This is a genomic window from Glutamicibacter arilaitensis, from assembly GCF_044793945.1.
GTDB classification, from domain to species: Bacteria; Actinomycetota; Actinomycetes; order Actinomycetales; family Micrococcaceae; genus Glutamicibacter; species Glutamicibacter arilaitensis_B.
The window spans coordinates 3,731,512-3,753,330 of the sequence record NZ_CP084994.1; the positions used below are offsets into that span (position 1 = coordinate 3,731,512).

Here is a 21,819-nt window from a genome sequence, read left to right on the forward strand (position 1 = left end):
CGTGAGCAGCGGGTATATTGCGATGAGTCCTAGTTGCGCAGCTGTTAGTTCTTGTGCAGGCTCTTATTGCCGTAGTGCACCGCGAAGAACAGGCCAAGGCCGACGAACAGGTGAATGATGCTCAAGGTGAGCGCAGTAGCAATGTCACCGGCGGCCATGATTGGCATGATGATCGAAATAACCGCAATGACCAGGCCTAGCCATTGAGCGACCTTGCAAAATCCTGGCTTGGCACGCCCGACTACGAAAACTACCGCGCCGAGAACGAGGATTGGCAGCAACGTGAAACCGTAGACCTGAGCGAAACCAACGTGCTCGCCGGCATTCTCGCCCAGCACCATCGAAGCGCCTGCGGAACTTCCAATGAAATACGTGATGACGTTGAGGAAGCCAATACCAGCGGCGGCAATCAGCACCTGAACGAAGTTAAACGGGCTTTTGGGTTGAGTCTCAGCGTTCATGAGCCGGAGCACTCCTCTAAATAGTTGATTTTACCCAACTAAGTCTAAAACTTAACCCACATTCCCCGCCGCTCACTTACCAGTGAAATCCGCAACACCGAAGCACCCCGATACCGCTTGTTCCGTATCGAAGCCCCCGAACACCCCCGAAAGATAGGGCGCAAAAATCCGAAACCTGGCCTAGGAAACTACAAGGCACGAACCCGCTTTAGTTCGGGCCGAGTACCAAAATAATTCCGAAAACGCCTATGGCGATCAGAACCAGGGTAGTCATCAGCACCGCGACGATATCCGGGCTTACTCGTTCGGATTTCACGCCTTGCGCCATGCGCCGGTAGCGGGCGCGCTGCGAGGCAAAAATTCCTAGCGCCATCGTCGCGGAAATCGCTATCATCAACACAATACCTACGCCAAAGTGCGGCAACCAACGCAAGAAGACCGCACTGACCACCAGGAATGAAACTAGGGTGCGACTCCACGCAAACACGGTACGCTCTGGCTGCAACCCCGGGTCAGCGATCTGGATTGGCTCGGGCATTAGACTCGCGAACCGACAATCATCGCCACGGCCGCGAGCGAAGCCACCACGGCGCCGAAGCCCAAGAGCGGCACAATGGCCGGAATTGGCAGCGGGCGCCCGGTGCGCATGCTGCGCTCCACGCGAACCCAGCGAACAGCGGCTCCGGCCGCAATCAGAATTCCGACACCGATAATGAGCACCGCGAGCCAAGTGCGCAGCGGCGACGGGAAAGCTTCGGCGGCAAAGGCCTCTAGTGCGGTGCCACCAGCAAGGAACGCCAGAGAGGTTCGAATCCACGCCAAGAAGGTACGTTCATTGGCCAACGTGAACCGAGGATCCGGCTCCGTGCCGTGAGGCAAGAGCCAGCGCGATAGGCGGCTCCGTTCGTGATCTGGCATGACACTCCTACGGGTACTTTTTCTTCTTTCAGTACATCATGCTCAATGTACCGTCATTGCTTGATGATGCTTCACGTCGCGATGAAGTCTACAGACCTATTCATAAGTAAAACCATTGTTAATGCTAGATAAAAACAGTTTTACGAATGTGATCCAGCGCATAAGAATGGTTGATAGATACTAGAACAACGAAAGGTCGCAGGCACATGACCTCCAACAATTTGAATCCCCACGTCGTCACCTTGGGCACCGCAGGCGGTCCACGCTGGTGGACCGGAGAGCATGCCGGCGAGCGGGCAGGGATTTCCACCGCGGTAGTGGTGGGAGACAGCGTCTATCTCGTAGATGCAGGCACCGGCGTAGGAAACCAGCTAATGAAGGCGGGCTACAGCCCGGCGAACCTGCGCGGCATCTTCCTGACCCACCTGCACTCCGATCACAGCATCGACCTAGCCTCACTAGCGATCTTCGGACTATTCACGTTGCCCGCCGATAAGGAACCAATCGCCATAGTCGGCCCCGGCGAGCGCGGCGCTTTGCCCCCTGTCTCACCGAGGGCAAGCGTTCCGCCGCAGGCCCTCTACCCACAGAACCCGACTCCGGGCACCGCCTCGATGTTCGATCATCTGATGCAGGCCTACGCAACGGATCTCAACGACCGGGTCATTAACGCCTTGCGCCCATCTCCGCTAGATCATTTCAATGCTCAGGACATTCAGATCCCTGCGGGCGCCGGTTATCACCCGAACGATAACCCGACTCCGGACGAGTTCAAACCATTTGTGATTTACCAAGATGAGCTCGTGACGGTTAGCGCAACGCTGGTGAAGCACCCTCCGATTGCGCCAGCCTTTGCTTTCCGCTTTGATACCGCCGAAGGCTCGGTCACCATTTCCGGAGACACCTCACCTTGCGAAAACCTTGTCACTTTGGCTCGCGACACAGACCTATTGCTGCATGAAGCCATCGACTTCGATTGGGTTCAGCGCGCTTACGGCTCGATTGGCAGCTTAGAAGCTCAAGCCTCCATGGACCATCACCGACGTGCTCATACCTCAGCCGAACAGGCCATCGAGATCGCAACCCAGGCCGGTGCGCGCACCCTGGCCTTGCACCATCTGGTACCGGGCACCACTCCCCTATCCGTATGGCTCTCGCAGGCCAGTAAATTCTCCGGAACTTACTTGGTCCCCAATGACCTCGATAAAATATCCTTCTCCCGCGTCCAAAGTGAAATGACGGCATCCCGATGAGCAACGCAATCAAGCCACAGCACCAGCCGACTGGCGACGGCGAGCTCAAAGTTCCCTCACTCAATTCGCCTCAAATGCGTCGCATCCTCGCTTCGAGCTTTATTGGAAGCGCGATCGAGTTTTACGACTTCATCCTCTACGCCACAGCGGCCTCACTGGTTTTCAACAAAGTGTTCTTTGTTGGGCTTACACCAGGCGTGGCACTCTTTGCCTCCTTCTCAACTCTTGCCGTGGGCTATCTGGCCCGCCCGCTGGGTGGAATCGTCTTCGGCCACTTCGGCGACAAGGTTGGCCGCAAGGGCGTGCTGATTACCTCGATGGTGATGATGGGTGTCGCATCGACGCTGATCGGCCTGCTGCCGCCAGCCGCGCAAATCGGAATGCTCGCGCCGATCGCCCTGATCACGCTACGCATCATCCAGGGCTTGGCCGTAGGCGGCGAATGGGGAGGTGCCATGCTGATGGCATTGGAACACGCCCCGAAGCAACGTCGTGGTTTTGCCGCAAGCTTCGCAAATATGGGTGGCCCGGCCGGTGCAGTGCTGGCGACCCTCGCCGTTTCCGCAGTATCGGTACTGCCAGATGACCAGTTTTTGGCTTGGGGCTGGCGAATCCCTTTCCTGATCAGCATCTTACTGGTTGGCATTGGACTGATCATCCGTCTTAAAGTTACCGAGTCTCCGCTCTTCCTCGCCTTGGAAAACAAAGCCGAAGAACGCAAGACCCCTTTCCTTGAGGTCATCACCAAGTATCCGGGTTCGGTAATCCGCGGGACATTAGTTGGCATGAGCTCTTACACGGTGCAAGGACTGATGACTGTCTGGGCCGTCGCCTACGTGGTTGAAGAGGTCGGCATGGACCGCACGGCTGTGCTGAATATGAAAGCCATCGGCGCCACATTGACTATCGTGGGCATCTGGTTTGCCGCCCGTTATTCCGACAAGCTCGGCCGCCGACCGGTCATGATGGCTGGCATAGCCGCCGGTGCAATCATGGCGCTGCCAATTATGTGGATGCTGGAAATGGGCGAGCTCTGGCTCTTTGCCATCGCACTGTTCATCGCCAACGGCATCGTCCAAGCCACCATCTTCGGACCATTCGGTGCCTTCACCGCTGAACTGTTCCCAACCCGTATCCGTTATACAGGCGCCTCGCTGGTGTACCAGCTTTCCTCCACCGTTGGAGCAGGCTTCACCCCGATGATCGTTACCGGGTTGGTCTTGCTTGGGGGCGGCACACTGTGGATTGCCGGTGCAGTTTGGGCGGCCACATTCGTTGTCGCCGGGCTCGCCCTGCGTGGTGCGAAGGAGGGCCGCGAGGCGGATCTCGAAGCGGAAAACCTATAGCGGAATTCGGTTGAAAGCAGAGCTGGCTAGAGCCTCAAAGACTCTTGCCAGCTCTGCTTTCTTTCTCGACTCCAACCTCTTCACAGAAGTCGAGGAATGCGCGCAGTCGCAAGCTCGGACGGTTCGATGCCGTATAGGCGACACAAATATCGCTCTCACCTACCGGGCCATCAATTTCCAAGATCGCAAGAGGGAGTCCGTCATAGCTGAGATCTACCGGCGGCCGCTGCACCAGCACCGTGTAGCCCAAACCCCGTGCGACCAAACCGCGCACGGCCTCGAAGCTCTGCGAACTCCAGCGCACTTTTGGATCCAGGCCGGACATCCGCAGATTCACCAGCTGGTTATCGCGTACCGTCGGTATATCCAGGGACACGAAGTCGTCTCCTGCGAGTTCCGACAGGGCCACGCTTCCTCGCTTGGCCAGACGATGGTTCCCCCCAACTAGGACATATGGGCGTCCCGACATGACGCGGCGCCACCCTACATGTGGCAAGAGATGCCGGGTATGCGTGAGCACCGCATCTAAATGTCCTTGAAGCATCCGCTCCTGCAGCTCGGCGCCGTCTCCCTCAATGAGGGTCACCTGCAGATCCGGGTGCACGTTGGTGAAGCGTTCGCAGATCACCGGGATCCAGAAAGCCGCCAGCGAAGAATAGCATCCAATAACCAGCGGCCCGGAAAGCTTGGTCTGGCGCTCCACAATCTGGTCTTGCACTTCTTCCGCATGGCGCACCAGTTGCTTAGCATCATGGAGGAAGTCCGTACCTACCGCGGTGAGGACCACTCCACGCGCCCTGCGCCGTACGAGCAATTGGGAGCCAACTACCCGTTCAAGTTCGTCCATCGCTTGCGACATGGCGGCCTGCGAAATATGGCACACGCCGGCGGCCGCGGAGATGGACCCGGTTTCGGCGACGGCGACAAAATACTGTATTTGACGCAGAGTGTAGTTGATCACCCACTCAGTCTAGCCAGCGGCGCAAAGCCCGCCGAAGCAGAATCCATAAAGCATGCTGCGCACAAGCACTCGAAACAACCCAGGCTGGGCGCAGCTTGGAACGGATGCCTACAATGGAAATGCCCGTGATCTTCAGGCATGCCCGCCTAGTGAAGAGGATATAAGTTGCCGCAACACAGAACGTTCAGCAACACACTGAGAGCCCTCTTCCGGTGGGGATCCGCACCGCGCCTCGACATCTATCTGGTCTTCGGCAAGCAGCCCAGCCCCTACCCCGAGCTGGACTTCATCGAACCGATCATCGCGGTCGTGGCCGATGAGCGCCAGTGCTACAAGCTCGAACAAGAACTTTCAAACCTCGAGATCAGCTGGGAGACCCGCGGCGTATTCGACTGCGGCGAGCATCGGATTGCCGACGGTGACGTCCTCTACCTCGCCCATTCATTTCTGAAACCATATGCCACGGATTCTGCAGGGAAGGAGCTCTACGGAATCATGCAATCGCCGAGTCCGAGCGCTGCCTACTATCGGAAGGACACCGCGAATCGCCCGAGCTTTATCTGCAGAGAGTTGTTGTCGGCGAGGTGAATCCAGGGGGTGCCGGAGAGCTGCTCGGTGATTGATGCGCTACACGCTGCAGGCCCAGCACTCAAGATGAGTGCTGGGCCTGCAGCATTTGAGGATGCTACTTCGAGGCGCCGATGGCCCAAACCCGCGGCAGCTCGGTGCCATTGACCGCGAGGTCGCCGATCAGCCGGGCCTTGAACACCCAGGGGTTATGGTTTCCAGCGGTGCGGGCATTGCGCCAGTGCCGATCCAGGTTCTTCGGAATGCTGGTGGCCGAGGCGGCCAACGCGTCAAAGGCGTGGGTGATCGCGTTGAGCACCAGAGGTGTTAAGACCACCTGCGCTTGCGCGGATGCCAGCTCGGCCTGGTCATTGATGCGTTCTTCTTCAGCATTCTCCAGTTCCCCGGCTTGCACGGCGAGCGCCGCTTCATAGGCTGCTTGCAAGGTGTTGGAGACGCGTTCTACCGTGGCGGCCGACGCGAATGCTGCAGCGGATACCTCGCCAATGACCTGCAAAAGCTGTGGATCTTCGGCGGCCACGTTGGCGGCTGCATGGCTGAAGGTACGTTTGCGATTTTTGAGTTCGCGAGCAAAATCGCGTTCGGCAGCTTTGGCGGACCCGGCCAGCACAACCAGCAGCACCTGCTGGTAGAACGCGGTCTGGTACTTGAAGCGGGTGTCGAAGTCGATCAGGTCTTCTTCGGCGACGACCGCGTCGGTGAAGGTGGAGGTTCCGGTGCCGGTGGTGCGCTGGCCGAAGCCGTCCCAGTCATCGGCCAGCGCTACGCCGGACTGGTGCCGGTTGACTGCGGCAATCACACGCTTTCCGGTGTCGGTGCGCTCGGCATAGGTGTCCAGCCAGTCGGCGAAGATGGAACCGGTGGAGTAGTACTTGGTGCCGTTAATCTTAAATCCGCCGTGACCGTCGGGGCTCACCTTGGTGATCACCTCCCCCACCTTCACCGCGCCAATTTCGGTCCACGAATTTCCTACTAATTCGCCGGCGGCAAAGCGTGCAAGCCACGTGTCGCGGCCTTCACCAGGAGCGGCTATCAAACGGTCTTCCACAAAGGCGAAGTGCGCGCGCAGCGCCTGGGCAATGTTTGAGTCGGCTGCGGCCAGCTCAACGAAGAGTTCAAACAGTTCAGGCAACGTGGCGCCATCTCCCCCGCGGGCAACGGGAACACGCACCGCGCCAAAGCCGGCGGCGGCTAACTCTGCGATCTCGTCATAGGCAAGCTTGCCGGTGCGGTCGCGTTCCGCAGCGCCAGCAGCAATATTCTCAAAGTGCGGGCGGAAGCGTTCTTGCAGTGAGGCCAGCCGGTTACGCGAGGTAGCAAGGACAGTCATGTCTCTGATCCATTCTTCAAAGTTGTGGGAGTCTAGTGCTGGTGCCGCCCAACGAACGGTTTAGTCGGCACCAGCAAGCTTCGGTGATGCTCCAATCTCCTGGAGCGGCGCCGTTTAGGTGTATAGCGAGATTGGCTGCGGTTCACCGTGCAAGAAGTACTGACCGACCTCGATCTTCTTGTAATCAACTGGGTCGTGTAGCGAGTGTGTACGTACATTGCGCCAGTACAGATCAAGGCCAATATCGTTGCTAGTCGAGGAGGTGCCGGTGACCTCGAAGATCCTGTTGGCTACGTCAACCCCCGTTTCAGTGGAAACGATTTTCGCTTCGGCAATGGCAACGGCTAGTTCTGCGCGTTGTTGACCCGTGATTTCTCCGGCCTGGGAAATCAGCGAGTCATAGGCGCGGCCGAGCTTTTCAACTAGTGCCGCCACAGCAGCCGTGCGTGCTTTGAGCTCGCCGAGGGTGCGCTGGAAGATCACGTCTCGCGAGTAGGTCTGCGCCGCGGAGAGGAACCACGCGTTTTTGCGCCCCAGCAGGATCTGCTTACCGCGTTCCAAGGCTCCTTCTGCAATGCCGAGGTAGAAGTTCGCAAAGGCAAGCTGCAACCCCGGAATTAGCAGGGTCGATACCGGCTCTTCGGTAACTTCACCGAGAATCTCATCTGCGCCAACGCGAACGTTGGCATAACGCACAGAATTCGAGGCACTCAGTCGCTGCCCTAGGTAATCCCAGTCGTCAACGAGTTCCAAGCCCTCACGATCCGTGGGCAGGACAAAGGCCAATACTTTTCCGTCGTTTCCACCGCCTTGAACCAGTGCGTTGACGATAATTACCTCACCAACGCCAGAACCGGTGGAGAAGCGCTTGGCACCATTAAGTCGGTAGCCTTCAGAGTCTGGCGTCAGCACCAATGTGGGATCAACTGGATTGACCGAGTCTCCCCAAAGCCAGCCGCCGGCCACGGTACGCTCCCACCAGGCGGCTTGTTGTTCGGCCGGAGCGTAGAAAGCAATGCCTGTTTGATTGAAGTAATGGTATGCGAGCAGCTGCGCGATCGATCCGTCGGCAGTAGCCAAGATGCGCACCGCTTCGAAGGCCGTCGCGAAGTGTCCACCGGCACCGCCGAATTCTGCGGGCACCAACAGGTCCAGTAAACCGGAGGAGCGCAACAGCTGCGCTTCAACAAACGGCTGCTCGTTCTTGCGATCACGTTCTAGTGCGTCTTTGGCTAAGGTTTGTGCCACTTCGACGGCTACCGCACGCCATCTGGACAGTTCTTCGTCTGTGGCGTGGCCAAGAAATGGGGTACGAGCAAGTGGTGCTGCGACGACTGGCATGAGCATGATCTTCCTGTTCTCGGGTTCTTGATGGCTTAGACGCTAGCCAGTTATTGCCCGTCAGTCAGGTGCCTCGTTCATCTGGCCACACGGCCTGTCACCCTGCTACACATAGCGTCATGTTGAATCCAGGATGAAGCGCTGACCGCCTAATTCTCGACACAAAACTACTCATGAATCCGTTCATTACCCTCCACGGGCCGTGTGCTTGACAGCAGCGAACCGTCACTTGTAATGACCAAGAGACGAGAACCCAAATTGCTTCTCGTCTCTTGGCGGGATTCGCTGCGGCTAGAGCAGAATCGCTCCAAGAATCCACACGGCAATGAATCCTGCGATGCCCTGAATTGCAGTAGCAACATTCAACATCGTGTACGCGGTACCCACCGGAATGCGGCTCAACTGCGAGACCACCCAGAAATAGGAGTCGTTCGCATGGGAAACCACCAGGTTCCGGCACCGGTGATGATTAAATTGGGCGCCGCGGTACGCACCGATTCGTGCATCTGCTCGTTGAAGCCTGCAAGCTTCTTTTTCCCACGCAACAGCAGGGTGACGGCAAGCAGACCGAACTTCGAGGCGATCACCGGGGTGCCGAGGAAGGACGGAGTTTCCAGCGCCGCACCTTCGCCGAACGGATGGGATGGAAGATTGGCTACCGACGCACCAACCAAAGCAATGAATGGCTGACATTCCGATGTGCGGTAACCAGCACAATGGCTGCCACAAGGATCAGCAGAACTAAAAGTTCGTACATGCGGTAAATGGCTCATTCGCCAATATTTTTACGACTTGTGCAACGAGTCCGGGCACTCGACTGCCTTGGAGTGCCGCCGGGGTCCGCCGTTGGTCTGAACGATTGGGGCCTGTGTCTCGGGGGATAAAACACTTCGCGGCACAGAACATCTTGACAAGTTTAGATGGCACGACAAGGCACACCTATAGGCGTACGACCAGATCTTTTAAGTATCTGAGCTTAGAAGATGTGAAGTCGTCCTAGGGCGATGCTTGCATAGATGGAGTGCTGCAGTCGCAAAAACTGTGCGGAATGCCGGATATCGATGCCGGTCAACTGGCTCACCCGGTCGATGCGCTGCACCAGGGTATTTCGATGGATATGCAAAAACTCCGCTGCTTCCAGCATGCTGTTCGCCGAGGCGATCACCAGCAGCGTGCGGGCTTGTTCGGCATTCACGCTTGCGGCAAGTTCCGCCATCGAGTCAAGGTTTCGTTCAGGGGTGCGCGCAATGGCCACGGCCACTTCGGGACTCCACATGACACGCGAGTCACGACCTGGCACCAAGCGTGGATGCCGGCTCAGTACGCGTAGCACTTCGGCTTCGCTCAAAAGCTGCGCCGCATTTGCAGCGTGCGAAGATCCTAAATATTTGTCGCGTGGCGCCACAGATGCCGCAGCTGAACTCGCGAAGCTCGTGCGCAATCGCCAATAGCCACCTGAGAGGTAAACCCAGGAGGTTCTCTGCCCGTCAATTGCGTGCTGTTGACGCAAGTCCGGTTGCGGTTCGTGCGGGATCCACAATTCCAAGCACCATGGTGCACGCAACCTGTGAGCTGCAAGCCTCCGGGCTATCAGCTCCGTATCGGTTATCCCAGCTAGGAGCGCAGAGAGCAGATCACGGGCTTCGGTTTCACGCCGGTTGCTGCGCCCGTGTTCGCGCTCTTGGGCGAGAAGCAGCTGAACGGTCAGCGCAATCAAGTTCGCCAGTGGCCTGACTTCATGCGGCGCTCCGGTCACGCCGACGACGCCGCACAGCTGCTCATTGAGCATTAATGGTGCATTGACTCCGGGCTGAGTCCCCGCTTCAACGTCGGCTCGGTCAACATCGACAATTCGGTTGTCTCGAATTGCTTCTAGGCTGCTTTCATGGTGTGAGCCGATGCGTGTTTGATCGCTGGACGCAATGATGGTGCCATGGAAATTCATGATGTTCACATGGCGATTAATCGTCGGAGCAATCGTGTCGACGACTTTTTGCGCTAGGTCGCTACTGAGTCTGATCGGTTCGTGCTCTTCCATGACTTCATAGTATCCGCAAGAGCCCTGAGGCATTGAGCGCCTAGGCACGTCCCATTCTGGTTGGCGTCGCTTCGGTACGAGGCCAACCAGAAACAAGGTATTTACTAGTCGATCTTGACGGTGACCGACTTCAACGACGTGTAGGCTTCGATTCCTTCTCGTCCGTTTTCATGCCCCCAGCCAGATTGCTTAAACCCGCCGAACGGCATATTCGCGTCCATCCCTGATCCGGTGTTCACACGAACGTTTCCGGCCTGAATTTTCTTGGCAAACATCAGCGCCTTGGAAATATCTTGACTGAAGATGATTGAGTTCAGCCCATAATCGTTATCGTTTGCGCGGCGCAGGACATCTGCCAGCGAGTCTTCGTCGCTGAAGGTACTCACCGACAGGACTGGCCCAAAAATCTCTTCCTTGGCTACAGACATTTCGGGACTGACATTTTTTAGCACTGTCGGCTGCACGAAGAATCCTTCACCTTCTAGCCTTTCCCCGCCGGTCACGAGCTCGGCACCATCGGCCACCCCTGCGGCGATATAACCCAAGACCCGATCTCTTTGCATTTCGGATACCAGCGGTCCAAGTTGCGTAGTTGATTCTAGGCCTGGACCAATTTTCATATTCTTGGCAAAATTCGCTATGCCCTCGATGACTTGGTCTGCCACATCTTCGTGGACGTAGAGACGAGAACCTGCGGCACATACCTGTCCCGAGTTCGCGAAGATACTCATCGCGGCTCCCGGAATAGCCTTGGCCAGGTCTGCATCTGGATAGATGACTACCGGCGATTTTCCGCCCAACTCCAAACTCAAACGCTTGAGGTTGCCCGCGGCCGAAGCAAGGAGCCTCTTGCCCACTGCGGTGGAGCCGGTAAAGGATACCTTATCCACATCAGGGTGGTCGGCGAGCGCCTGACCGGCTACCGGCCCCAGCCCCTGAACCACGTTCAAAACACCGGCCGGAATCCCAGATTCGAAGGCAATCTGCGCGAGCCTGACTGCGGTCAGTGGAGTCAGCTCCGCTGGCTTGAGCACCACCGTGCAACCTGCCGCCAAGGCAGGGGCAATTTTAGACATGGCGATGGTGAAGGGCACGTTCCACGGAACGATGAGCCCTGCAACGCCCAGTGGTTGGCGCAGCGTGTATGCATGCCACGTTCCCGGAAGGGATATCTCTCTGGTTTCACCATTGAGCTTAGTTGCCCAACCCGCGTGATAACGAAGGATCTCGATGCCCATTGGCAGTTCGCCGAAGCGGGCGACATTAAATGGCTTGCCGCAATTCAAAGCTTCCAAGGTTGCCAGTTCTTCAAGGTTCTCTTCCAATGCATCGGCAAAACGGTGCAGCGCACGCTGGCGTTGCGCTGGAGTGAACTCCGCCCAGAGTCCCGATTCGAAAGCTTTCCGAGCCGCACTCACCGCAAGATTAACGTCTTCAACCGTGGCAGCGGAAGTCATGGCCAGCTGCATGCCGGTAGAAGGGTCGGTGACTTCCAACGGTTCGCCGCTTCCCGCGACGGATTCACCGTTGATGAACAACGGGAGTCGAGATGCTGCGAGCTTTTCACGTAACGGATCCGCCATCGGTGCGAGTGCGGTTTCGATTGCTGACATCTGAGTTCTCCTATTTCCCGGTGCGAAGCTCAAAGTTCTTCGCACACAATTTGCCTGTGAGCCTTGCCACATAATCTACTAGAAGATATATTGTGAAACAAGAAATAGATTTTGGTTCGATGTTTGTTTTCACGTTCCGGCTGCAGGGCACACCGGAATTCACTCGCAGGCCAGCCACTGGCCGACCAATTCCAAGGAGACCTTCCCATGGTCAAGAATCGACTCACCACCCGCAAGGCTTTTTCCGCGCTGGCAGTCTCGGCACTTGCGATAGGCGCATTGACTGCCTGCGGCAGTGGTGAAGACGCCAACGCAGACGGACCGACCAAACTGCGTGTTGCCGTCGCCCCCATCCAATTCGAAACCGCCTATGTCGCAGAATCAGAAGGATTCTTCGAAAAGCAGGGCCTCGACGTTGAAATCGTCAATGGAGCCGACCCCGCAGCACTGCTCGCACAGGTGGTCTCAGGTGACGTAGATGTCGCCATTGGCTCGTGGATCAACGTCGCAACGTCCTACTCTCAGGGCGTCCCGATTCAGGTAATCGGTGGCAATGGCATGGTCGACGACAAATCCGACAATTCAGGTGTTTTGGTCGCCAAAGATTCAAACATCAGCTCACTGGCTGATTTGAAAGGCAAAACCATTGGTGTCGTAGGCGTGAAATCCGGCGGTGACATCCCCGTCCTCCAGGCGCTGGAAGGCGCTGGAGTGAAACTCGATGAAGCCAAGGAGGTAGCCATTCCATACGCGGGAATGGAAGCCGCGCTGGAACAGGGCACCGTGGATGCGGTAGTTCCAGCGGACTCCTTCTACCACCAGATGCTCGATTCGGGGTACAAGTCGATTTCCAATCCGGTCCGCGAATACCAGGGCAATATGCCGGTCACCGTGTGGACTGCGAAGAAGGACTGGTTGGACTCCAACGCCGAAACCGCCACCGAGTTCCTCACCGCGATGGAGCAGGCAGTCGCCTTCTACGAAGATGACGCGAACCTGAAGACAGTTCAAGAAGCGCATGCAAAGGTCAACCAGATCGACGTGGCGAAGGCCCCCAAGGATTTCGTTCCAGCAGATGTCACCTTCAACAAAGCCGAAGCACAAGCCGGTATCGACGCGATGGTGCACTTTGAGCTCGTAGCCAACGCCATCAACGTTGATGACGTGCTCTGGGATCAGGCGCCAAGCCGAGAATCCGCAGACAGCAAGTAATTACCGAACTTGGGTGGCGTGCGGGCAACCCCCGCGCGCCACCCACTCCCATATCTTTCTAAGGAAAACCATGAAAGAGTCAACGATCTCTCCGGGCCTGCTCACGGTCCAGCGCATCGTGGCCATCGGCATCCTGTTTGGAATCTGGCAACTGATCATTGCTTCGGGAACCATGCCCTCCATGCTCCCCGGAGTAACTCAAATTTTCGCCGGCATCGGGGAAACATTTATCAGTCCGCTGTTCTGGGAGGCCCTGGGCAAAACGCTCCTGGCGGCTCTCACCGGCTGGGTTCTGGCATCCGTCCTCGGCGTGGTCTTGGGACTGACCATCGGATCGGTCCGCTTCCTGGACAGCTCCACCAACATCCTCATTGATTTCGGACGCTCCTTCCCGGTGCTCGCCCTGATGCCAGTGGTGATCATGCTGCTAGGCAGCAACTCGATCATGGAAATCGTCGTCGTGGCGCTTTCCTGCCTGTGGCCGGTGCTGGTGCAAACCATTTACGGTGCACGTCGCCAAGAAGCGGCAGTTGCCGATACCGTCGCAGTCTTCCGCATTCCCACCATGTTGCGATTCCGTCGTGTCTTGCTGCCTTCGGCTATGCCGTTCATCGCCACCGGTGTGCGAATTTCGGCGTCCATCGCGATCCTTGTCGCCGTAGGCGTCGAGGTCATCAGCCAGGCACCCGGCATCGGACGCCAAATCACCTTGATGCAGCAGGCACAGCGCTGGGACATGGCTTTCGCCTACTTGTTCTTCGCCGGCTTGGCGGGTTGGGGCATCGCGGCACTGTTGCAACTGGGCGAGAACCGCCTACTGAAATGGAAGAGGCAGAACGATGACTAATTCGACTCTCAAGGCTCCGGCCCCTGCGGCTACCAATAATTCCGCCCGAAGGCCCTCAAACGGCGCAGGAAAGAAATTACTGGCATCCATATGGCTCATCGTTGTGGTGGTGGTGATCTGGTGGTTCGCGTCTGCGAACTCGACGAATTTCTTCATCCCTTCATTGCAAGAGATCCTCGAATCCCTAGTCCGAGATCTAGGTAATGGAGTGATCCTCGGCGGCGCGCTGTACTCTCTGACGAACCTCTTCGTAGGGCTGGCCATCGCGGCGGCACTAGGTATTGGCGGTGGGCTGCTGCTGGGTGAACTCCACTGGCTGCGGCGTATCTTCGATCCAATCATTCACTTCTTCCGTTCGGTTCCGCAGGCTGCACTGGTGCCGATGATTATCGGCGTCTTCGGCATGGGCCAGGGCCCAAAAATGGGCACCATCGCCTTCGCCTGTATGTGGCCGATTTTGCTTAACACCATCGATGGCGTGCTCGGCGTGGAACCCACCATCCGAAAATTCTCCAAGGTCTACCGTATTCCCGGGCTACTGTATTTCCGCCGTGTCGTGCTGCCCGCAGCGTTGCCGCAAATCATGGCTGGGGTGCGTGTGTCCCTGCCCATCGGCATCACCGTCATGGTGGTCTCCGAGATGTTCGCGTCCATTGAAGGCCTCGGCTTCTTCATCCTGAATTCATCGGCAACCTTCAAGGTCCCAGAAACTTGGGCCGGCGCACTGCTTGTTGGCGTTATTGGTTACCTCATTTCCATCCTTTTCATCTTCGTGGAAAAGCGCGTCCTGCGCTGGTACCACGCCTCTGGCGCGCAGTAAGCAGCCATGATCCCCGAAGATAACTCTTTCCCCCAAGGAGCTAACATGACCATCCAGGCACCGAGCACCGAATCAACGCAAACAGCACCCCTGCTCATGAAAGTTCGTGGCATGTCCATGAGCTATGGCGAGGGCGCCCAAGAAAACAAGATCCTTGAAAATCTTGATCTAGATGTCGAATATGGACAATTCATCTCAATCGTTGGGCCCTCTGGAGTAGGCAAAACGACCTTGTTGCGTTGTCTCTCCGGACTGCTGCGGCCCAAGGCCGGAACTATCGAGGTCTCCGGCACAGAGATCTCCGGTCCGCACCCGGATCTAGCGGTGGTATTCCAGGATTACTCCCGTTCGCTGATGCCGTGGATGACGACCCGCGAAAATGTGGCCTTCCCGTTGCAAGGCAAGGGCATGGGAAAGGCCGAACGGAACAAGCTCGCTGATGAAAACCTTGCGGCCGTCGGTTTGGCCGGCCAGGGCGACAAGTTCCCCTGGGAGATGTCAGGTGGCATGCAGCAGCGCGTAGCTATTGCCCGTGCCTTGGCATACAACGCCAAGGTGCTTCTCATGGACGAGCCGTTCGCCTCCGTCGATGCGCAGACGCGTTTCGACTTGGAAGATCTGGTCTTGGATCTACAGCACAAACTTGGGGTCACGATCTTGCTGGTCACCCACGACATTGACGAAGCCTTGTACCTCGCCGACAAGGTTGTGGTGATCGCCGAAAAGCCTGCCACCGTCGTGGATGAGATCATCACCGATTTCGGTGACACTCGTGACCAGCTGGCAACCAAGGCCGACCCGCGCTTCTCCGAGGCCCGCGCTCGCATTCTTGTTCGTCTACGAAAGGACTAGATATGCCAACGAATGCACGCGCAGCACTGGTTCGGGGATTCGACGGGACCTTTAGCATTGAACAAATTCAGATCGATGACCCGCAAGGTGCAGAGGTACTGATCGAGGTCCGCGCGGTGGGCTTATGCCAGTCCGATGCGCATCTATCCAGTATTGATCTGGGGATTCCTGCACCACTGCTGATGGGTCACGAGATCTCCGGAATCATCACCAAGGTCGGTGAGCAGGCAGCCGGATTAAAAGTTGGCGATCATGTGGTGGCCACCTTGATCCAATATTGCGCTCACTGCACCGCTTGCCGCTCCGGCGAGGTCTACCGGTGTGAACGGCGTGAACATACCCTGCGTGCAGCTCACGACAACCCGCGGATCACCAGCGGCGAAGCACCGGTGACACAGATGTTCGGCACCGGTGGTTTTGCCCAGTATGCGCTGGTGCATGCGCATCAGGTAGTGAAGATCCCGAAGAACTTCCCATTCCCCCAAGCCGCGGTCATGGCCTGCTCAACGTTGACCGGCGCCGGCGCGGTATTCAATACCGCCAATGTCGGTACCGGAGATTCGGTGGCCGTCATTGGTGCCGGAGGCATCGGACTGAACGCGATTAATGCTGCCCGGATCGCCGGCGCCGCAAAAATCATCGCGGTGGATCTCGCGGATGAAAAGCTGGACCATGCCCGGCGTTTCGGTGCCACGCACACCATTAATGGGGGCACCGAAGATGCAGTAGCCACAGTCCGCGAGCTGACCGGCGGCGGGGTGGACCATGCCTTTGAAATGATCGGACTGGCAGTAACCAGCGCGCAGGCAATTCGCATGACGCGGGTCGCCGGGGATGCCTACCTCGTTGGCTTGCACAAACCAGGCGCGGAACTTGTGCTGGATGCCATGGCAGACATCATCCAACCCCAACGCACTGTGCATGGAATCTACATGGGCTCTTCCAACCCGCAGCGCGATATCCCCCGATACGTGGAGCACTATCTCGCAGGACGCCTTGAACTTGATGCGCTAGTGGCCAGGGAAATGCATATTGACCAAATCAATGAGGGTTTCGAAACAATGAAAAACGGCGCAGCCATGGCTCGCAGCGTAATTACCAGCTTCAGTTAGCCGATCGAGCACTGCCCGATCTAATTGGCTCGACGATTTTACAGAATCGTCGAGCCAATTTTCCTGCCATCCCGTTTCAGCCGCAAGAATCACCACCATGCCATTGGCAAAGCACGCAACTCGATTCCGTCGTGTCACAACGTACGCTGTCATTTCGTCATTAGCCCTGATGGGATTGGCGGCCTGCGGGTCTCGGTGGCAAATATTCAGTTTGAAACCGCCTACCTTGCCCAGTCCCAAGGATTCTTCGAGAATCAGAGACTGGACGTAGAAATCCTCAACGGGGCGGAACCCGCATCCCAGATCGCGCGAGCTATCTCCGGAGAAGTCGATATTGCCACGGGCGCTAGGACCAATGTCGCAACTCGGCGGCCCAAGGTGTCCCGATCAAGGCGGTTGCCGGCAATAGCGTCGTCGATGCCGAGATTGATAATTCAGGAGTCATAGTTGCCAAAGACTCGGAAATTAGCTCCCTGAAAGACTTAAAAGGTAAAACCGTCGGTGTCGTGGGGGATCAAAACCGGAAGCGGCATTCCGCTATTTCAGGCCTTAGAGGCCGTAGGGGTCACCGAAGATGCATTCAACGAGGTGAGCGTTCCCTATGCCGGCGTGCAGGCTGCTTTGGAACAGCACACGGTGGATAAGGCGCTCCCCGCCGGAACTTTCTACCAACAAATGATTGACGCAGGCTTCACGTCGATTGCAAACCCGATCCGCGAGTTCCAGGGCAATCAACCGGGCACCTTATGGGTCGCCACGGCTCAGGGGCTAGGTTCCAACGCCCAGGCTGCAGAGAAATTCGTGGCCGCGATGCGCGAGGCGGTGAGCTTCTATCAGGATCCGGAGAACCTCCAAGAAGTCCGCCAGACGAACGCCGAGGTAAACCAGATCGACATCGCCAAGGCACCAACGATGTTCGTCCCGGCGAGCGTTGATTTTAATATCGCTGAGTCGCAGTCGGGCTTAGACGCAATGTCGCATTTTGGGCTTATTGAGAATCCGGTAACCACCAAGGAAGTACCTTGGGATAAAGCTCCGCGCCGGGATTCTGCCGCCGTGAATTGGTCCGGTCCTTTTCACCATGGCCGTGGGGGCTGCGCAGGCAAATCCCACACAGCCATTAGAAAAAGTTCTAGAACATGATCACGTTGCGCGCGACGGCACCGCCGCGCAATTGCTCATAGCCCTGCTCGATCTGGTCTAGCGTGATGTGCGCCGAGACTAGTTCATCTAGTTTGAAACGCCCTTGCAGGTACAACTCGGCGTACATCGGGATATCCAGTTGAATATTGCTAGACCCCATGGCGACGCCACGAATCCCCTTCTGCTTACCCATCAGGTCGCCAAACGGGGTTACGTCGATAGTCGAGCCCGGCTTGTGGACCCCAATCAGGTAGGCCGTCCCGCCAATTTCCAACATCGCCACTGCCTGCTCCGTGGTGGGCTTCAACCCGATCACTTCGAAAGCGTGGGTCACTCCTCCGCCGGTCAGCTTTTGCACGGTGGCTACCGCATCCACCTCTGCACCGTTAATGACGTCAGTGGCACCGAAGAGCGAGGCAAGTTCCAGCTTCGCAGGCTGCAGGTCGATGGCGATGATGCGCGTCGCACCGGCAAGCTTGGCACCCTGGATCACGTTCAAGCCCACTCCGCCGGCACCGATCACCGCCACGGTGTCCCCGGGTCGAATGCGAGCGGTGTTAATTGCCGCTCCTGCGCCGGTGACCACGCCGCAGCCAAGAAGGGCCGCCCGGTCAAAAGGAATGCTGTTCGGGACTTTCACTACAGTATTTTCATGCACCAGTACCTGTTCGGCGAATCCACCCACGCCAATGAACTGAGTCAGCGCCTGCCCGTCGAGGGACAGCCTGGGGGCGGCGCCCTGGGGACGAGAGGTCTGCGAAGGAACCCGGCATTGGAAAGGGCGTCCGCTGCGGCATCCGGTGCACACCCCGCAGCTATGCACCGGTGAGGTCACCACGCGGTCGCCGACCTCCAGTGCGGTGACCGCTGAGCCCACGCCTACAACCAGGCCGGCTACTTCATGGCCAAGGACCGCAGGCAGTGGAAAACCAAGATCGTTGCTGGCCACGTGAAGGTCCGAATGGCACAGCCCGCTGGCTTTCACATCGATGAGCACTTCGTGTGCCGCCGGATTGTCCACCGTGATGTCCACAACGTCGAAGGCACCCTTGACTTCCGAGATGACTGCAGCCTGCATAGAGCTTCCTCCAAAAGATTTTCGCGAAAAGACGTGACGAAAAGCACGCTTGAAAATATACTAGTAGAAATAATGTATTTTCGATACACAAATCCAACAATGAGGTTTCCATGCGCGCAGCAATCATCAACACCATCGGTGCAGGGTTCGACATCCAAGACGTGGAAGTAGACCAGCCTCGCGGCAAGGAGGTCCTGGTCAAGGTCGAAGCGGCAGGCCTGTGCCATTCGGACCACATTGTGGCCAATGTTGACCGCGGGCGTCCGCTGCCGATGGTAGTTGGCCACGAAATGGCAGGGATCGTAATTGAGCTCGGGCCTGAGGCCACCGACTTTGAAATCGGCGACCACGTCATCGCCACCGAAATCAGCTTTTGCGGAACGTGCGCCGAATGCGTCAACGGGGCGAGCTACCGGTGCACCTCGCCGCAAACTGCCTTGCGCGGCCCGCAGGACCCGGCCAGGCTTACCCGCGATGCGCAACGCGTAGAAGGGTTCGGCGTTGCGGGGTTCGCTGAGTACACCGTCTTGCATCAGAACAAGCTCGTGAAGGTTCCCAAAGAGATTCCGTTTGCGCAGGCGGCGGTACTCGGTTGCGCCACCACGACGGGCGTCGGTGCTGTACTCAACGCGGCAAAGGTCGCTCCAGGTGAAACCGTTGCGGTAGTCGGCTTGGGCGGTATTGGGCTCAACGTCATTCAGGGCGCGCGGCTTGCCGGAGCCAAGAGCATCATCGGGATTGATCTGCAACCGGACAAGCTCGAATTGGCCAAAAAGTTTGGCGCCACCCATGTCATCAACGGCGGCGAGGAGGATGTCGTTGCAGCTATCAAGGAGATCACCGGCTCAGGGGCGCACCATTCCTTCGAAGCCATTGGCTTGGGAGCCACCCAGCGCCAAGCCATCGACGTGACGCGAACCGGCGGCCACGTGCATTTCATCGGACTGCCTCAGGGCAAGCCTTTGGAACTCAATGTCATGCTGGATCTCCTGCTCCACCAGCGCAGCCTGCATGGGATCTATATGGGGTCCTCTAACGTGCGCAAAGACATTCCGTATTATGCAGACCTCTACCTGCAGGGAAGGCTGAACCTGGATGATCTGATCGCTCAGGAAATTCCGTTAGAGAAGATCAACGAAGCCTACGAGAAGCAGGAAACAGGTGCCATTGCCCGTAGCGTCATCCGCTTCTAGCTAGCTTGCCAGCCGCTGCCGCGCAGGCTTGTCGTACTCATCGGCCGTAGGGCTGAAAGTATCGGCAGTCAAGGCCGCCCACAGCTCATCCAAGGAGATCTCCAGGACCCCTGCAATCGCCGCGATAGTGGCGAAAGCAGGGGTGGCAATCCTTCCGGATTCGATTTTGCGTAGCGTCTCCGGGGAGATTCCGGCTTCAAAAGCTACATCGACCATGGTGCGCTCGGAGCGCACACTGCGCAGGAGTGCACCAAGTCGTTCACCGCGCTGGAGCTCTATCAGGGTAAGGGGTAGTCTGACCATAAAACCTATTATAGTACCGGTATAGTATGAACGGTATTATTATTGGTTTATAAGAAGGTTGCTCATGATCGAAATTCTCAACTCCAAGGAAGCGGCACGCGCCCAAGTTACCGGCGCACTCGTGGGAAAGATCCTGCAGACGCTGCGCGAACGAAGCGCGGTAGGCACCAACCTGCTGGAAATTGATACGTGGGCCAAGGAAATGATACTCGGTGCCGGAGCGGAGTCCTGCTACGTGGATTACGCACCATCCTTTGGACGCGGCCCGTTCGGCCATTACATCTGCACCGCAGTCAATGATGCGGTACTGCATGGATTGCCCCACGACTACGCGCTAGCCGACGGCGACCTGCTGACTTTGGACCTTGCAATTTCCAAGGACGGAATCGCCGCTGACGCAGCCATCAGCTTTGTCGTAGGCCAGTCCAAGGACGAGGAAAGTGCCAAGCTAATCGAAACTACCCAGCGCGCCTTGGCTGCCGGGATCGCGGCAGCTAAGCCGGGCGTCAAAATTGGCGATATCTCCTACGCTATCGGGGCCGTCTTACGCGATGCAGGCTACCCAATTAACACCGAATTCGGCGGACACGGCATCGGCTCAACCATGCACCAAGAACCGCATGTCTCCAACACCGGACGGCCAAACCGCGGCTACAAGTTAGTTCCCGGGTTGATGCTTGCCTTAGAACCTTGGGTGATGACCGATACCGCTAATCTCATCACCGATCCGGATGGCTGGACGCTGCGCAGTGCTACCGGTTGCCGCACGGCGCATACCGAACACACCATTTTGATCACCGAAGTCGGCGCACAGATCATGACCCTGCCGAGCCGCGGCTAAGAACTCACTGGCTCTCTTGCTTGGCGCTCTCGGCTCGCTCGGCAACGATAGCGTTAGCAACACGGGAGTTATCCGGGGCAAAGGCGTACAGCTTGCCGTCGTCTTGATGTACCCACCAGCGCCCGCACAGGGTGGTGGTTCGTTGCTCGGCGTCCTGCGGCCACCAGTCAGCTTCGAGGGTACGGAAGGTGACAAAATTACCTGCGTCCAGCTTCTTAGTGCGTGGGTCTGCGGCATAACCCTTTGCCAGTTCGTTGTCGCTAGGCGCCCCCACGCGCTTGAGTGGTTTGCAGCTTTCCGGAGATAGTTCTCCCGAGTAGTCCATGACAAAGATTCGTTCATCTCCGGTACTGCGCTGTTCCAACTTCACGTCGGTGCCACCGTCCGGAACCCATGTGGGAAGCAATCCGGAGGCCACACCCTCCTGGGAAGTTTTTGCACTCTTGGATGCCGACTGTTCGTATTGATCTTGCACCAGATCACTAACGTTGCAGCCGGTCAGCAGCAGCGCGCTCGGGATCGCCAAGACCATCATTGAAAGATACTTTTTCTTCATCATGGCTTTAAAT

The 21,819-nt window shown here is 57.5% G+C and carries 23 protein-coding genes and 1 pseudogene; 12 read left to right on the forward strand and 12 right to left on the reverse strand.

The window, feature by feature from the left end:
* Nucleotides 1-44: 44 nt before the first annotated feature.
* The 3 genes from LG294_RS17370 to LG294_RS17380 form a co-directional block, all read right to left on the reverse strand.
* Nucleotides 45-461: a DUF6069 family protein gene (locus LG294_RS17370; RefSeq protein ID WP_404287969.1), complete on the reverse strand. Its 417-nt coding sequence runs from the start codon at nt 459-461 to the stop codon at nt 45-47.
* A 208-nt stretch (nt 462-669) separates the two neighbouring features.
* Nucleotides 670-999, reverse strand: coding sequence for a DUF202 domain-containing protein (locus tag LG294_RS17375; RefSeq protein WP_404287971.1), 330 nt, complete (start codon nt 997-999; stop codon nt 670-672).
* Nucleotides 999-1,379, reverse strand: coding sequence for a YidH family protein (locus LG294_RS17380; protein ID WP_404287973.1), 381 nt, complete (start codon nt 1,377-1,379; stop codon nt 999-1,001). The genes LG294_RS17375 and LG294_RS17380 overlap by 1 nt, the downstream gene beginning before the upstream one ends.
* Before the next feature lie 206 nt (nt 1,380-1,585).
* On the opposite strand from LG294_RS17380, the gene LG294_RS17385 reads away from it, so the two are divergent.
* Together LG294_RS17385 and LG294_RS17390 are read left to right on the forward strand one after the other, a co-directional pair.
* A complete protein-coding gene (locus LG294_RS17385; RefSeq protein WP_404287975.1) occupies nt 1,586-2,632 on the forward strand; it encodes an MBL fold metallo-hydrolase in 1,047 nt (348 codons plus the stop codon).
* Nucleotides 2,629-3,978 carry an MFS transporter gene (locus LG294_RS17390; RefSeq protein WP_404287977.1) on the forward strand — a complete coding sequence of 450 codons (1,350 nt, stop codon included), beginning with the start codon at nt 2,629-2,631 and terminating at the stop codon, nt 3,976-3,978. Before LG294_RS17385 ends, LG294_RS17390 begins: the two co-directional genes overlap by 4 nt.
* Nucleotides 3,979-4,012: 34 nt before the next feature.
* Here the strand turns inward: LG294_RS17390 and LG294_RS17395 are convergent, their stop codons facing one another.
* Nucleotides 4,013-4,939 carry a LysR family transcriptional regulator gene (locus tag LG294_RS17395; RefSeq protein WP_404287979.1) on the reverse strand — a complete coding sequence of 309 codons (927 nt, stop codon included), beginning with the start codon at nt 4,937-4,939 and terminating at the stop codon, nt 4,013-4,015.
* 165 nt (nt 4,940-5,104) lie between these two features.
* Between LG294_RS17395 and LG294_RS17400 the strand changes: the two genes are divergently transcribed.
* Complete coding sequence (locus LG294_RS17400) at nt 5,105-5,527, forward strand: hypothetical protein (RefSeq protein ID WP_404287981.1); 423 nt, start codon at nt 5,105-5,107, stop codon at nt 5,525-5,527.
* Nucleotides 5,528-5,624: 97 nt separating this feature from the next.
* Here the strand turns inward: LG294_RS17400 and LG294_RS17405 are convergent, their stop codons facing one another.
* The 5 genes from LG294_RS17405 to LG294_RS17425 form a co-directional block, all read right to left on the reverse strand.
* Nucleotides 5,625-6,857: an acyl-CoA dehydrogenase family protein gene (locus LG294_RS17405; protein WP_404287983.1), complete on the reverse strand. Its 1,233-nt coding sequence runs from the start codon at nt 6,855-6,857 to the stop codon at nt 5,625-5,627.
* A gap of 114 nt (nt 6,858-6,971) precedes the next feature.
* Nucleotides 6,972-8,198 carry an acyl-CoA dehydrogenase family protein gene (locus LG294_RS17410; protein ID WP_404287985.1) on the reverse strand — a complete coding sequence of 409 codons (1,227 nt, stop codon included), beginning with the start codon at nt 8,196-8,198 and terminating at the stop codon, nt 6,972-6,974.
* A gap of 398 nt (nt 8,199-8,596) precedes the next feature.
* The gene (locus LG294_RS17415) at nt 8,597-8,872 is read right to left on the reverse strand and encodes a hypothetical protein (protein WP_404287987.1); all 276 of its coding nucleotides are present in this window, start codon (nt 8,870-8,872) and stop codon (nt 8,597-8,599) included.
* 302 nt (nt 8,873-9,174) lie between these two features.
* Nucleotides 9,175-10,236 (reverse strand): CdaR family transcriptional regulator, encoded by a 1,062-nt coding sequence (locus tag LG294_RS17420; protein WP_404287989.1) that lies wholly within the window; start codon nt 10,234-10,236, stop codon nt 9,175-9,177.
* Between the two features lie 104 nt (nt 10,237-10,340).
* Complete coding sequence (locus tag LG294_RS17425; protein WP_404287991.1) at nt 10,341-11,849, reverse strand: aldehyde dehydrogenase family protein; 1,509 nt, start codon at nt 11,847-11,849, stop codon at nt 10,341-10,343.
* 207 nt (nt 11,850-12,056) lie between these two features.
* On the opposite strand from LG294_RS17425, the gene LG294_RS17430 reads away from it, so the two are divergent.
* From LG294_RS17430 to LG294_RS17460, 7 genes and pseudogenes are all read left to right on the forward strand, one after another.
* Nucleotides 12,057-13,061, forward strand: coding sequence for an ABC transporter substrate-binding protein (locus LG294_RS17430; RefSeq protein ID WP_404287993.1), 1,005 nt, complete (start codon nt 12,057-12,059; stop codon nt 13,059-13,061).
* A 70-nt stretch (nt 13,062-13,131) separates the two neighbouring features.
* Complete coding sequence (locus LG294_RS17435; RefSeq protein ID WP_404287995.1) at nt 13,132-13,908, forward strand: ABC transporter permease; 777 nt, start codon at nt 13,132-13,134, stop codon at nt 13,906-13,908.
* Complete coding sequence (locus LG294_RS17440) at nt 13,901-14,728, forward strand: ABC transporter permease (protein WP_404287997.1); 828 nt, start codon at nt 13,901-13,903, stop codon at nt 14,726-14,728. Before LG294_RS17435 ends, LG294_RS17440 begins: the two co-directional genes overlap by 8 nt.
* Before the next feature lie 45 nt (nt 14,729-14,773).
* Complete coding sequence (locus LG294_RS17445; RefSeq protein ID WP_404287999.1) at nt 14,774-15,580, forward strand: ABC transporter ATP-binding protein; 807 nt, start codon at nt 14,774-14,776, stop codon at nt 15,578-15,580.
* A gap of 2 nt (nt 15,581-15,582) precedes the next feature.
* Nucleotides 15,583-16,692 carry a zinc-binding dehydrogenase gene (locus LG294_RS17450; RefSeq protein ID WP_404288001.1) on the forward strand — a complete coding sequence of 370 codons (1,110 nt, stop codon included), beginning with the start codon at nt 15,583-15,585 and terminating at the stop codon, nt 16,690-16,692.
* 195 nt (nt 16,693-16,887) lie between these two features.
* Nucleotides 16,888-17,156: pseudogene (locus tag LG294_RS17455) on the forward strand (ABC transporter substrate-binding protein); the annotation flags it as partial.
* Between the two features lie 37 nt (nt 17,157-17,193).
* Complete coding sequence (locus LG294_RS17460) at nt 17,194-17,835, forward strand: hypothetical protein (protein WP_404291838.1); 642 nt, start codon at nt 17,194-17,196, stop codon at nt 17,833-17,835.
* Here LG294_RS17460 and LG294_RS17465 read toward each other — a convergent pair.
* Nucleotides 17,825-18,913: a zinc-binding dehydrogenase gene (locus tag LG294_RS17465; RefSeq protein ID WP_404288003.1), complete on the reverse strand. Its 1,089-nt coding sequence runs from the start codon at nt 18,911-18,913 to the stop codon at nt 17,825-17,827. The two genes, LG294_RS17460 and LG294_RS17465, sit on opposite strands and share 11 nt — an antisense overlap.
* Before the next feature lie 110 nt (nt 18,914-19,023).
* Here LG294_RS17465 and LG294_RS17470 point away from each other — a divergent pair, with 110 nt between their 5' ends.
* A complete protein-coding gene (locus tag LG294_RS17470; RefSeq protein WP_404288005.1) occupies nt 19,024-20,106 on the forward strand; it encodes a zinc-binding dehydrogenase in 1,083 nt (360 codons plus the stop codon).
* Here LG294_RS17470 and LG294_RS17475 read toward each other — a convergent pair whose 3' ends face one another.
* The gene (locus LG294_RS17475; RefSeq protein WP_404288008.1) at nt 20,107-20,409 is read right to left on the reverse strand and encodes a helix-turn-helix domain-containing protein; all 303 of its coding nucleotides are present in this window, start codon (nt 20,407-20,409) and stop codon (nt 20,107-20,109) included. It lies immediately after the preceding gene.
* 64 nt (nt 20,410-20,473) lie between these two features.
* On the opposite strand from LG294_RS17475, the gene map reads away from it, so the two are divergent.
* Entirely contained in the window at nt 20,474-21,250 is a 777-nt protein-coding gene (gene map / locus LG294_RS17480; RefSeq protein WP_404288010.1) for a type I methionyl aminopeptidase, read from the forward strand.
* A 4-nt stretch (nt 21,251-21,254) separates the two neighbouring features.
* Here the strand turns inward: map and LG294_RS17485 are convergent, their stop codons facing one another.
* Nucleotides 21,255-21,809 (reverse strand): hypothetical protein, encoded by a 555-nt coding sequence (locus LG294_RS17485; protein ID WP_404288012.1) that lies wholly within the window; start codon nt 21,807-21,809, stop codon nt 21,255-21,257.
* Nucleotides 21,810-21,819: the final 10 nt, after the last annotated feature.

Bases quoted from the DNA above. Each gene is read 5' to 3' on its own strand.
- LG294_RS17405 (WP_404287983.1), bottom strand. From the start codon at position 6,857: ATGACTGTCCTTGCTACCTCGCGTAACCGGCTGGCCTCACTGCAAGAA.
- LG294_RS17420 (WP_404287989.1), bottom strand. From the start codon at position 10,236: ATGGAAGAGCACGAACCGATCAGACTCAGTAGCGACCTAGCGCAAAAA.
- LG294_RS17475 (WP_404288008.1), bottom strand. From the start codon at position 20,409: ATGGTCAGACTACCCCTTACCCTGATAGAGCTCCAGCGCGGTGAACGA.
- map (WP_404288010.1), top strand. From the start codon at position 20,474: ATGATCGAAATTCTCAACTCCAAGGAAGCGGCACGCGCCCAAGTTACC.
- LG294_RS17385 (WP_404287975.1), top strand. From the start codon at position 1,586: ATGACCTCCAACAATTTGAATCCCCACGTCGTCACCTTGGGCACCGCA.
- LG294_RS17425 (WP_404287991.1), bottom strand. From the start codon at position 11,849: ATGTCAGCAATCGAAACCGCACTCGCACCGATGGCGGATCCGTTACGT.
- LG294_RS17435 (WP_404287995.1), top strand. From the start codon at position 13,132: ATGAAAGAGTCAACGATCTCTCCGGGCCTGCTCACGGTCCAGCGCATC.
- LG294_RS17440 (WP_404287997.1), top strand. From the start codon at position 13,901: ATGACTAATTCGACTCTCAAGGCTCCGGCCCCTGCGGCTACCAATAAT.
- LG294_RS17485 (WP_404288012.1), bottom strand. From the start codon at position 21,809: ATGATGAAGAAAAAGTATCTTTCAATGATGGTCTTGGCGATCCCGAGC.
- LG294_RS17430 (WP_404287993.1), top strand. From the start codon at position 12,057: ATGGTCAAGAATCGACTCACCACCCGCAAGGCTTTTTCCGCGCTGGCA.
- LG294_RS17380 (WP_404287973.1), bottom strand. From the start codon at position 1,379: ATGCCAGATCACGAACGGAGCCGCCTATCGCGCTGGCTCTTGCCTCAC.
- LG294_RS17370 (WP_404287969.1), bottom strand. From the start codon at position 461: ATGAACGCTGAGACTCAACCCAAAAGCCCGTTTAACTTCGTTCAGGTG.
- LG294_RS17375 (WP_404287971.1), bottom strand. From the start codon at position 999: ATGCCCGAGCCAATCCAGATCGCTGACCCGGGGTTGCAGCCAGAGCGT.
- LG294_RS17465 (WP_404288003.1), bottom strand. From the start codon at position 18,913: ATGCAGGCTGCAGTCATCTCGGAAGTCAAGGGTGCCTTCGACGTTGTG.
- LG294_RS17470 (WP_404288005.1), top strand. From the start codon at position 19,024: ATGCGCGCAGCAATCATCAACACCATCGGTGCAGGGTTCGACATCCAA.
- LG294_RS17450 (WP_404288001.1), top strand. From the start codon at position 15,583: ATGCCAACGAATGCACGCGCAGCACTGGTTCGGGGATTCGACGGGACC.
- LG294_RS17410 (WP_404287985.1), bottom strand. From the start codon at position 8,198: ATGCCAGTCGTCGCAGCACCACTTGCTCGTACCCCATTTCTTGGCCAC.
- LG294_RS17445 (WP_404287999.1), top strand. From the start codon at position 14,774: ATGACCATCCAGGCACCGAGCACCGAATCAACGCAAACAGCACCCCTG.
- LG294_RS17390 (WP_404287977.1), top strand. From the start codon at position 2,629: ATGAGCAACGCAATCAAGCCACAGCACCAGCCGACTGGCGACGGCGAG.